The organism is Caloranaerobacter azorensis DSM 13643 (genome assembly GCF_900129995.1).
GTDB lineage: Bacteria > Bacillota > Clostridia > Tissierellales > Thermohalobacteraceae > Caloranaerobacter > Caloranaerobacter azorensis.
The window spans coordinates 1-10,091 of record NZ_FQXO01000081.1; the positions used below are offsets into that span (position 1 = coordinate 1).

The following is a 10,091-nucleotide window of genomic DNA, read 5'->3' on the forward strand; positions in this document are numbered from 1 at the left end:
TAATCTTATGCAATTATATTTCTTTAGGTGTATTAGAGGATTTAGAAAGAAAAGAATGTTGCAGATAGATATTATTGAAGATATAAGAGATGAAAGATTTACTATAGAAGCTGATTGGATAAATCCAATATTTGAAAAAACATAATTAAAAATAAAACTGGAAATTGATTATTAAAATTTCTTGGGGTAGGGGGAGGTGTAACTATTTTTAAGACCTATCGGTCTACAGGTTTCCCAGTTATTCAAGTAAATGTTAAAAAATAAAATTTTAGTAAAAATAAATTTTTTACTGGAAATTTGATGCGAAATCTCTGTCTGAATAAAAAAATTGTTGACTTAAGTTTATAGACTGTGATATCATATTATGAGAACAATTCAATAAAAATCTTGATGCCTTATCAAGAGTGGTGGAGGGAATGGGCCCTGTGAAACCCGGCAACCGGTAACTGAAATTGTAAAGTTACACGGTGCTAAGTCCCACAGAATGTAGATTCTGAAAGATGAGGTTATCTCAGAAAACTACCTCTTCCTTTTGGAAGGGGATTTTTTAATTTTGAATGATGGGAAATTAAAAATTTAAAATTGAAAATGTAAAATATAAAAAATATGAAATTAATTGGCTATTAGTTGTTAATTGTTTTTGAAAGTGAATATTGAATGACGAAAAGCGAAATGTCAGTATATTAGCTATTGACTGTATTATGATATAACATAAAAAACTATAATTGCTAATAATAACCATGTAAAATCTATCTATATTTATTAAAATATATATTATTAAATAATTTTAAATTTTTAATTTTCAATTTTAAATTTCTTAAATGGGAGGTTTTAAGATGAGAAAGTGGTTATTTACTTCTGAATCGGTTACTGAAGGACATCCTGATAAAATTTGCGACCAGATTTCAGATGCGGTACTTGATGCTATATTAGAATGCGATCCAGAAGCTAGGGTAGCATGTGAAACGTCAGTTACTACTGGATTAGTTTTAGTGTCAGGAGAAATTACGACTAGATGTTATGTAGACATACCAAAAATCGTAAGAAAGACTATAGAAGATATCGGTTACACTAGAGCTAAATACGGTTTTGACTGCGACACTTGTGCAGTTTTGACTTCTATTGATGAACAGTCTCCTGATATTGCTATGGGAGTTAATGAAGCATTAGAACACAGAGAAAAAGCAAAAGACGAATTAGATTTAATTGGTGCTGGAGACCAAGGTATAATGTTCGGTTTTGCTTGTAATGAAACACCAGAACTTATGCCGCTTCCAATTTCATTGGCACACAAATTAGCAAGAAGATTAACAGAAGTTAGAAAAAATGGAACTTTAGACTACTTAAGACCAGATGGTAAGACTCAAGTTACAGTTGAATATCATGACGATAAACCTGCAAGAATAGATGCAATAGTTATTTCTACTCAACACAGTCCAGATGTAGATTTAAAGACTATTGAAAGAGACTTAATAGAACATGTAATAACAAAGGTTATACCAAGTGAATATTTAGATAGTGAAACAAAATATTATATCAATCCAACTGGCAGATTCGTAATAGGCGGTCCTCAAGGAGATGCCGGTTTAACAGGAAGAAAGATTATTGTTGATACTTATGGTGGATATGCTCGTCATGGCGGTGGAGCATTCTCAGGAAAAGACCCTACTAAAGTTGACAGATCGGCTGCATATGCTGCAAGATATGTAGCAAAAAATATAGTTGCTGCTGGATTAGCAGATAAATGTGAGGTTCAACTTGCATATGCTATAGGAGTTGCTCATCCAGTTTCAATATTTGTAGATACATTTGGAACAGGAAAGATAGAAGAGAGCAAAATTGAAGAGTTAGTTAAAAAACACTTTGACTTAAGACCTGCGGCTATCATCAGAGATTTAAATTTAAGAAGACCAATTTACAGACAAGTAGCTGCATACGGACATTTTGGAAGAACAGATATAGATCTTCCATGGGAAAAAACAGATAAGGCTTCAATTTTAAGAAAAGAAGGATTAGGAGAATAATATATAAAATACTATTGACATATATCATTATTCATAGTAGAATATCCTAAAGACAAAATATCTTTAACCTAGTCCAGAGAGGCTAGGAAGGTATAAAATAGCGGGAGTTGTGTGTATAGCATGGCTTATCTAGTCATGTCTGTTTGGCATAAATGTGATTATAACCTTCCTCGTCTCGATGGGGAAGGTTTTAATTTTGCCTTTAATATAGTCCTGTGAGGCTAAAAAGGAGGAGATAAAATGCTAAAAGGAAGACATTTAATTGAACCAAACGATTTTACTATTCAGGAGCTAGATGAAATATTTACTCTAGCCGAAGACATAATTAAAAAGCCAGAGGCTTATTCAGATGTTTGTAAAGGTAAGCTGTTGGCAACACTTTTCTATGAACCTTCTACGAGAACTAGATTTAGTTTTGAAGCAGCAATGTTGAGATTAGGTGGAAGCATAATTGGCTTTTCAGAAGCACAATCTACTTCGGTAGCAAAGGGAGAGAGCATTGCAGATACTATCAGAACTATTGGCTGTTATGCTGATATAGCCGTAATGAGGCATCCTAAAGAAGGTGCTCCGAAACTTGCTTTAAAGTATTCAAACATTCCAGTTATAAATGCAGGAGATGGAGGACATCAGCATCCAACCCAAACTCTTACCGATCTTCTTACTATTAGATATCTCAAAAAAAGCCTTTCTAATCATACAATAGGACTTTGCGGCGATTTAAAATTCGGTAGGACAGTTCATTCGCTTGTAAAAGCATTATCTAGATACGAAAACATAAAATTTATATTCATATCCCCATCTGAATTACAAATTCCCCAATATATTAAGGACGAATTAAAAGGACATGAGTATTATGAAACTTCTAATCTAGAAGAAGTGATAGACAAATTAGACATATTGTATATGACTAGAGTTCAGCGTGAGAGATTTATCAGTGAAGAAGAATATTTAAGATTAAAGGATAGCTATATTCTTACAACAGAAAAATTAAAGAATGCTAAAGAAGATATGATAATAATGCATCCACTTCCAAGAGTAAATGAGATAGCTATGGAAGTAGATAATGACAAGAGAGCCGTATATTTCAAACAGGCGAGGTTTGGAATGTTTGTGAGAATGGCACTACTTATAAAATTATTGGGGGTTGAGAATAATGCTTAATATAGATGCGATAAAAAAAGGTATAGTGATAGATCATATAAAGGCTGGATGCGGATATAAGATATTCAAAGAATTAGGACTTGACAAAGCAGATTATACAGTAGCCTTAATTAAAAACGTACATTCTAAGAAACTTGGGAAGAAGGATTTAATAAAGATAGAAAATGAAATAGATTTAGATTTAACGGTATTGGGATTAATAGATCCAAATATAACAATAAACATAATAGAAAATGAGAAGATAAAAGAGAAAATAAAATTAAGTTTGCCAAAAAAAGTAAAGGGAATACTGAGATGTAAAAATCCTAGATGTGTAACGACTATTGAAAAAATTGGAGATGTTGAGTTTACTTTAGTAGACGAAAATACAAAGGAATACAAATGCGAGTATTGTGATGCGAAAACTTCTCTTCTTACGAATGCTAAATGTTAAATGTTGAATTTTAAATATTAAAAGTTTAATAGAATTAAAAAGATTAATCGAGTGGCGATGGTTAAAAATAATGTTGTTAAAGAAAAGTTTGTATCTGTTTAAGAATAGTAAAAAGATTATTTAACATTTAACATTTACAATTTAAAATTCATTTTGCGAAGGGATTGAGCAAATGTGCTTATCAACAATGTAAAGATAGTTGATGCGAAAAAAGTTTTATATGGTTCGGTATTAATAGAAGATGGGCTTATTAAAAAAATATTTAAGGAAGATGAAGATATAAATTTACCGAAAGATACTGAAATAATAGAGGGTAAAGGTTTTGCACTTTTACCCTCGTTTGTAGATATGCACTGTCATTTAAGAGATCCGGGTTATCTATATAAAGAAGATTTAAAAAGCGGACAGAAAGCTGCATTAAAGGGTGGATATACTACACTTTGTACTATGGCAAATACGAAACCCGTTTGTGATAATACTTCAGTTTTGCAGTATATATTCGATAAGAGCAGGCAATTAGATTTATGTCATATTATACAGATTTCTGCATTAACTAAAAATTTAGAAGGAAAAGAATTAGTTGACTTTGAAGAAATGCTAAAATATACAAAACTGTTTTCGGATGATGGGAAAACTATTTTTAGTGAAGAGGTAATGAAAAAGGCTTTAATACTTTCAAACAAGTTTAAATTTAGAGTACTAACTCATTGTCAGCCAGAATTTGAGATTGTAAAGAGAGATTTAAATCTTTTAAAAGAAGTGGGCGGAAATCTTCATATATGCCATATAAGTCTTAAAAAGACATTAGATTTAATTAGAGAATTCAAAGATAAAGGTTTTAAATTTACCTGTGAAGTAACCCCACATCATATATTTGGATACGGATTAGATTATAGAGTAAATCCTAGCTTTAGGGAAAAAGAAGATGTAGAGAGCTTAATAGAAGGCATAAAACAGGGGTATATTGATGTAATTGCTACAGATCATGCACCTCATAGTTTGGAAGACAAACGAAATGGAGCTCCTGGAATTTCTTTAATAGAAGTGGCATTTTCTATGGTTTATAAGGTATTTTATGAAAATGGTATTTCATTAAACAAATTATCCGAGCTTATGTCTTATAATCCTGCTAGAATATTGAATTTGAATTGTGGGCTTATAGAGGAAGGTTATGAGGCAAATTTAATATTAGTAGATTTAGACGAAGAATATCGAATAGACACTGATGACTTTATATCTAAAGGTAAAAACAATCCATTTAATGGGGAAAAAGTTTTAGGAAAGGTGAAGATGACTTTTAAGAAAGGGAGCGTTAAGTATGATAATAGATAAGTTATATGAAGAGGTTTTGGGAAATGGGCCGGTTTGTGTTGGATTAGACACCAGATTTGAATATTTACCTGAATATTTAATAAACAGTACTAAAACGCTTGAAGAAAAAATTTTTGAATTTAATAGAAAGATAATAGATGCTACCTATGATTTAGTGGCATGTTATAAGGTACAGATTGCATGCTATGAGGCTTTTGGGATAGAAGGGCTAAAGGCATACAGCAGAACACTTAAATATATAAGGGAAAAGGGGAAAGTAGTAATAGCGGATATTAAGAGGGGAGATATATTATCTACTGCTGAAATGTATGCAAAAGCACATTTTGAAGGTGATTTTGAAGCCGATTTCATTACAGTAAATCCATATATGGGACTAGACGCGATAAGTCCATACTTTAAGTACCTTAATACAGGCGAAAAAGGGATTTTTGTACTGATAAGGACTTCTAATAAAAGTTCGAAGGACTTTCAGGAGCTTAAGGTAGATAATAAGCCTCTCTACTTGAAGATAGCTGAAAATGTGCAGAAATGGGGAGAGAGTTTTATTGGAAAGAGCGGCTTTAGTTTGATAGGTGGAGTTGTAGGACTTACTTTTCCTAAAGAATTTCTAGAGATAAAAAATATGTGCGGTAATATGTTTTTCCTAATACCTGGTTATGGTGCACAGGGCGGTACAGGAGAAGACTTAAAGGAGATTTTTAAAGAAAAGATGTGCGGAGTAGTAAATTCATCAAGAGGAATAATTAAAGCCCATAAAGGTATTGATGAAGGACTAAAGTTTAATGAACTTGCAAGAAAGCAGGTTATAAAAATGAAGGAGGATATTTTAAGGTGGCAAGAGTAATTTCGAATAAGCGTATACTCAAGGACGTATTCGTTTTAAGAGCGGAAGGAAGATTTGAAGGGGAAATGGGCCAATTCTATATGGTAAGAGCGTGGGATAAATTTCCGTTACTTTCAAGGCCTTTGAGTATTCATGATATAGGTAACGATTATATCGAGTTTCTATATAGGGTACAGGGACAGGGGACTAGTATTTTGAGTTTGCTTAAGCCATCAGATGAAATAAAATTAGAAGGGCCTTATGGCAATGGATTTCCTTTGGTTAAAGGTAAAATAGCATTAGTAGGTGGCGGAATAGGTATAGCTCCGTTGTATTTAGCGGCAAAAAAATTAAGTCAGAACGAAGGTGTGGACTTGCTTGATATATACATGGGCTTTAGAAATGAGGCCATATTAGAGGATAAGTACAAAAAGTTTGCAGACAATCTATACATTAATATAAATGGATTTATAACTGATGATATAGATTTTAAAAAATATGACTATATATTTACCTGTGGCCCCGAAATTATGATGAAAAAGATTGTTGATATGGCCAAAGATTATAATACTAAAGTATATGTTTCAATCGAAAAGAGGATGGCGTGTGGAGTTGGGGCGTGTTTAGTGTGCAGTTGTAAGACTAAATCAGGGAATAAAAGAACTTGCAAGGACGGCCCTGTTTTCTTCGGAGAGGACGTGATATTTGATGTGTAATCTTAAAGTTAAATTTAAAGATGTTGAGTTCAAAAATCCCATAATAATGGCTTCAGGGACTTTTGGTTTTGGCAGGGAATATAGCGAAATTTATGATATAGAAAAGTTAGGCGGAATATGTACTAAAGGATTGACTTTAAATAAAAGGGAAGGAAATGACGGAATAAGAATTTGGGAAACTCCTTCAGGAATATTAAATAGCGTTGGGCTTCAAAACCCTGGAGTGAGGGAATTTATCGAAAGCGAACTCGATTTTTTGAGAAAATTAGATTTAATTACTATAGTTAATATTGGAGGAGCAACGTTAGATGAATATATTGAGGCTGTTTCAATAGTTTCTAATGAAGATGTAGATATGATTGAATTAAACATATCATGTCCAAACGTTAAAGAAGGCGGAATGGCTTTTGGAATAAAAGAAGAGAGTGCAAGAAAGATTGTAAGAGAGATTAGAAAAGTTACTAAACTTCCTTTAGTAGTAAAGCTCTCTCCAAATGCAGAGGATATTGTAAGAATAGCTAAAGTATGTGAAGAAGAAGGAGCAGATGGAATATCGCTTGTTAATACATTTAATGCAATGGCTATAGATATAAGAAAGAAAAGAGCGGTGTTTAAAAATATTTATGCTGGGCTTTCCGGGCCTGCAATAAAACCTATAGCATTGAGAATGGTACATGAGGTTTGTAAGAATGTATCAATACCTGTGATGGGAATGGGCGGCATTACAGATTGGAAAGATGCAATAGAATTTATCATGGCTGGTGCTACATGTATACAAATTGGAACGGCAAATTTCATAAATCCAAGAGCGGGGCTAGAAATACTCGAGGGAATTAAGCGATTTATGGCAGAAGAAAAAATCGAGTCTATAGAGGAGATTAGAGGAATAGTTTAAGAAATTTAAAATGTAAAATTGAAAATTTAAAATTAAAAAATGAATGTAAAATTGGAAATTAAAAAAATAATTTTGCATTTTACATTTTCAATTTTAAATTTTATCAGATTGGGGGTTTGTATTATGGATGAGAAAAAAGTAATTGAGATTTTGAAAGAGTGTGATGCATTATTAGAAGGACATTTCTTGTTATCGTCAGGTAAACACAGCGATAGGTATGTTCAATGTGCTAAAGTTTTAAGATATCCGGACTTTGCCGAAAAGGTTTTGAAGGTAGTAGTAGATAAGGTGAAAGATCTTAAGATAGATAAAGTCGTAGGGCCTGCAATGGGTGGAGTAATAGTTTCATATGAAATGGGCAGACAGTTAGGTAAAGAAGCGATTTTTACAGAAAGAAAAGATGGTGTAATGCAGCTTAGGAGAGGTTTTAATATAAATAAAGGGGATAAAATATTGATAACAGAAGACGTTGTAACTACTGGTAAATCTAGTTTAGAGGTAAAAGATGTAATTGAGAAATTTGGTGGAGAGGTTATTGGGATAGCTTGTATAGTAGATAGGAGAGGGGATAATGTGGATTTAGGATTACCTGTATTTAGTGCAATAAAGTTAGACATAAAAACTTATGATAAAGAAGAATGCCCTCTTTGCAAAAAAGGATTGCCTATTGAGAAACCGGGAAGCAGAGAAAATGTAACATTATAAATTTAAATTCATATCATAATAATATACCCTATAAAAAGAGGGTGATTATTATGATAATGCTTATAATCACTATAATAGTATATGTATTTTTCGTTTATGGAGTAGTCATGTTTATAAAGAATTTATATGTTGATTATGTCTGTAGATATGTGGATAAGAAAAATACAACTATTAGAATACTTGTGGAAAATGAGGATGAAGTAGGATACTTATTAAATGCTTTAAAGGATGAGTTTGAAAATATTATATTTGTATTGAAAGAAAAGAATGATGAGATAATAAAGGCAATAGAGGTGATTTCAAAAGATTATAAAGATCATAATTTAGATTATGAAATACTGGTTAATATTGAGGATAAAAAAGAAGTTATAAATTGATTTATGAAGGGAAATATCTATGAAAATAACGCTCATGCTGAAGAATTTAGAAAAAACTAGAGGTTCAAATTTTTAGAAAATCCTAACGCGTTGGGTGAGTCGTCCTGACTCTGGAAGCTGGATTAGCATCCATGCTAATCCCACGAATTTTCTAAAAAATTTTCACCTAGTTTTTTTAACTAAATTCTTCAAGCATTTGCTTTTATTTTCATAGATTTTCAAAAAAACTAAATTTATTAGAAATTTGAGAAAGTCTTTAGCGACTTTCTCTTTTTCTTTTTTTGTTGGGCTATGAAAGACAAATAGTGAATGAGGGAATTATTCAATTCACTCAATGAAAATGAATTAGTCGTAAATTTAAAAATAAGCAGCATCAAGGTACTATATACTTGCCGGTAATAAAGAAGGGGCGCCCCTCTAATTTGGAGGGAGCTTATGTATAGTGAAATAAATAAACTAATTGATGCTGCTAAAAATGGAGATATGACAGCGAAAGAAAGACTGCTGTTTAAACTAAAGCCAGTAGTATTATCTTCTATTAAAAGATATTTCAACAGGAGAGATTTGTATGAGGATTTAATTCAAGAGGGATACGAAATAATCTTAAGAGCTTTAAGAGATTACGATAAGGATAAAGGGGTTCATTTTCTAGGTTATGTAAAGATGATGCTTAAGTTCCATTATTTAAATAATAGTAGGAAGAATAGAGAGCATATTTCATTAAATCAGACGATAAATTCAAAAGATGACAGTCTAGAGCTTATAGACTGCATTGCTGATGAAAACTTATTGCAAGATGAAATAGTTATTAAAAATGAAGAAGTGTTAGATTTGATGAATGCTTTAGATGAGCTTACCGAAAGGCAAAGAGAGATAGTTTTTATGTATTATATTCATAACATTTCCTTAAAGGAGATAAGTAAAAGGCTTGATATAAGCTATAGAACTGCTGTAAATATCAAAACTTCTGCGATAAAAAAATTGAAAAAGTCTATAGTAAATCTTTAGCCTCTCTTCTATATAAGGAGTAGAAGGGAGGTGAGAAGATGGCAGTAAATGCAGTAACTAAAGATTCAAAAATTAAACTTAATTTAGATGGTGGAGTAGATCAAAAAGGAAAACAGATAGTAAAATCTAAAACTTATTCTAAAGTTAAGACTGCAGCAACAAACGAAGATGTATATTCAGTAGCAAAAACTTTGGCTAATTTACAGAAGATGCCGGTAGTATCGATAAGGAGAATTGATGAAATCGAATTAGTAGAAAATATCTAATCTATTTAATTTATTCTAACAAGAAGGAGGTGTGACTATGGCAAGAAGCAAATTAGAGATGATTTTTAAAAATCAGTTAGACAAAAAGACAACTATTTCTGTCGATAATCCAAAAGACGATTTAACAGAGGAGGAAGTATCTGCTGCAATGAATGAGATAATACTTAAAAAAATATTTAGTTCTTCAGGTAGAGATCTTGTTGCTATAGCAGGTGCTAGAATAGTTACTACAAACGTTCAAGAGTTAAACATAGCATAAAAATAAAGATGCAGGGGGACGGCAGAGTACGTCCTTCTGCTTTTGTGTCTTAATTTAATTAATAACGGAATTTTACATTTTCAATTTTA

Annotated in this window: 12 protein-coding genes and 1 riboswitch; all 12 genes read left to right on the forward strand. The window is 31.9% G+C overall.

Going from position 1 to position 10,091, the window contains the following annotated elements; all coding sequences use genetic code 11:
• Window positions 1-392: 392 nt before the first annotated feature.
• Window positions 393-507: riboswitch (SAM riboswitch) on the forward strand.
• A 329-nt stretch (window positions 508-836) separates the two neighbouring features.
• The gene (gene metK, locus BUB51_RS10645; RefSeq protein WP_073197650.1) at window positions 837-2,024 is read left to right on the forward strand and encodes a methionine adenosyltransferase; all 1,188 of its coding nucleotides are present in this window, start codon (window positions 837-839) and stop codon (window positions 2,022-2,024) included.
• 240 nt (window positions 2,025-2,264) lie between these two features.
• Window positions 2,265-3,188 (forward strand): aspartate carbamoyltransferase, encoded by a 924-nt coding sequence (gene pyrB / locus BUB51_RS10650; protein ID WP_073197652.1) that lies wholly within the window; start codon window positions 2,265-2,267, stop codon window positions 3,186-3,188.
• Window positions 3,181-3,621 carry an aspartate carbamoyltransferase regulatory subunit gene (locus tag BUB51_RS10655; protein WP_073197653.1) on the forward strand — a complete coding sequence of 147 codons (441 nt, stop codon included), beginning with the start codon at window positions 3,181-3,183 and terminating at the stop codon, window positions 3,619-3,621. Before pyrB ends, BUB51_RS10655 begins: the two co-directional genes overlap by 8 nt.
• Before the next feature lie 174 nt (window positions 3,622-3,795).
• Window positions 3,796-4,953: a dihydroorotase gene (locus BUB51_RS10660; protein WP_073197655.1), complete on the forward strand. Its 1,158-nt coding sequence runs from the start codon at window positions 3,796-3,798 to the stop codon at window positions 4,951-4,953.
• Window positions 4,940-5,797, forward strand: a complete 858-nt coding sequence (gene pyrF / locus BUB51_RS10665) for an orotidine-5'-phosphate decarboxylase (protein ID WP_073197657.1) — start codon at window positions 4,940-4,942, stop codon at window positions 5,795-5,797. The genes BUB51_RS10660 and pyrF overlap by 14 nt, the downstream gene beginning before the upstream one ends.
• Window positions 5,785-6,492 carry a dihydroorotate dehydrogenase electron transfer subunit gene (locus BUB51_RS10670; protein WP_073197659.1) on the forward strand — a complete coding sequence of 236 codons (708 nt, stop codon included), beginning with the start codon at window positions 5,785-5,787 and terminating at the stop codon, window positions 6,490-6,492. The genes pyrF and BUB51_RS10670 overlap by 13 nt, the downstream gene beginning before the upstream one ends.
• On the forward strand, window positions 6,485-7,387 hold the full coding sequence (locus tag BUB51_RS10675) for a dihydroorotate dehydrogenase (protein WP_073197661.1): 903 nt from the start codon (window positions 6,485-6,487) through the stop codon (window positions 7,385-7,387). Before BUB51_RS10670 ends, BUB51_RS10675 begins: the two co-directional genes overlap by 8 nt.
• A gap of 123 nt (window positions 7,388-7,510) precedes the next feature.
• On the forward strand, window positions 7,511-8,092 hold the full coding sequence (gene pyrE, locus BUB51_RS10680) for an orotate phosphoribosyltransferase (protein WP_073197662.1): 582 nt from the start codon (window positions 7,511-7,513) through the stop codon (window positions 8,090-8,092).
• 50 nt (window positions 8,093-8,142) lie between these two features.
• Window positions 8,143-8,469, forward strand: a complete 327-nt coding sequence (locus BUB51_RS10685; RefSeq protein ID WP_073197664.1) for a hypothetical protein — start codon at window positions 8,143-8,145, stop codon at window positions 8,467-8,469.
• A gap of 435 nt (window positions 8,470-8,904) precedes the next feature.
• Window positions 8,905-9,477: an RNA polymerase sigma factor gene (locus BUB51_RS10690; protein WP_073197666.1), complete on the forward strand. Its 573-nt coding sequence runs from the start codon at window positions 8,905-8,907 to the stop codon at window positions 9,475-9,477.
• Window positions 9,478-9,515: 38 nt separating this feature from the next.
• Window positions 9,516-9,743, forward strand: a complete 228-nt coding sequence (locus tag BUB51_RS10695; RefSeq protein WP_035164059.1) for a DUF1659 domain-containing protein — start codon at window positions 9,516-9,518, stop codon at window positions 9,741-9,743.
• A 37-nt stretch (window positions 9,744-9,780) separates the two neighbouring features.
• Window positions 9,781-10,002: a DUF2922 domain-containing protein gene (locus BUB51_RS10700; RefSeq protein ID WP_073197667.1), complete on the forward strand. Its 222-nt coding sequence runs from the start codon at window positions 9,781-9,783 to the stop codon at window positions 10,000-10,002.
• Window positions 10,003-10,091: the final 89 nt, after the last annotated feature.

Bases quoted from the DNA above. Each gene is read 5' to 3' on its own strand.
- metK (WP_073197650.1), top strand. From the start codon at position 837: ATGAGAAAGTGGTTATTTACTTCTGAATCGGTTACTGAAGGACATCCT.
- pyrB (WP_073197652.1), top strand. From the start codon at position 2,265: ATGCTAAAAGGAAGACATTTAATTGAACCAAACGATTTTACTATTCAG.
- BUB51_RS10655 (WP_073197653.1), top strand. From the start codon at position 3,181: ATGCTTAATATAGATGCGATAAAAAAAGGTATAGTGATAGATCATATA.
- pyrF (WP_073197657.1), top strand. From the start codon at position 4,940: ATGATAATAGATAAGTTATATGAAGAGGTTTTGGGAAATGGGCCGGTT.
- BUB51_RS10675 (WP_073197661.1), top strand. From the start codon at position 6,485: ATGTGTAATCTTAAAGTTAAATTTAAAGATGTTGAGTTCAAAAATCCC.
- pyrE (WP_073197662.1), top strand. From the start codon at position 7,511: ATGGATGAGAAAAAAGTAATTGAGATTTTGAAAGAGTGTGATGCATTA.
- BUB51_RS10685 (WP_073197664.1), top strand. From the start codon at position 8,143: ATGATAATGCTTATAATCACTATAATAGTATATGTATTTTTCGTTTAT.
- BUB51_RS10690 (WP_073197666.1), top strand. From the start codon at position 8,905: ATGTATAGTGAAATAAATAAACTAATTGATGCTGCTAAAAATGGAGAT.
- BUB51_RS10695 (WP_035164059.1), top strand. From the start codon at position 9,516: ATGGCAGTAAATGCAGTAACTAAAGATTCAAAAATTAAACTTAATTTA.
- BUB51_RS10700 (WP_073197667.1), top strand. From the start codon at position 9,781: ATGGCAAGAAGCAAATTAGAGATGATTTTTAAAAATCAGTTAGACAAA.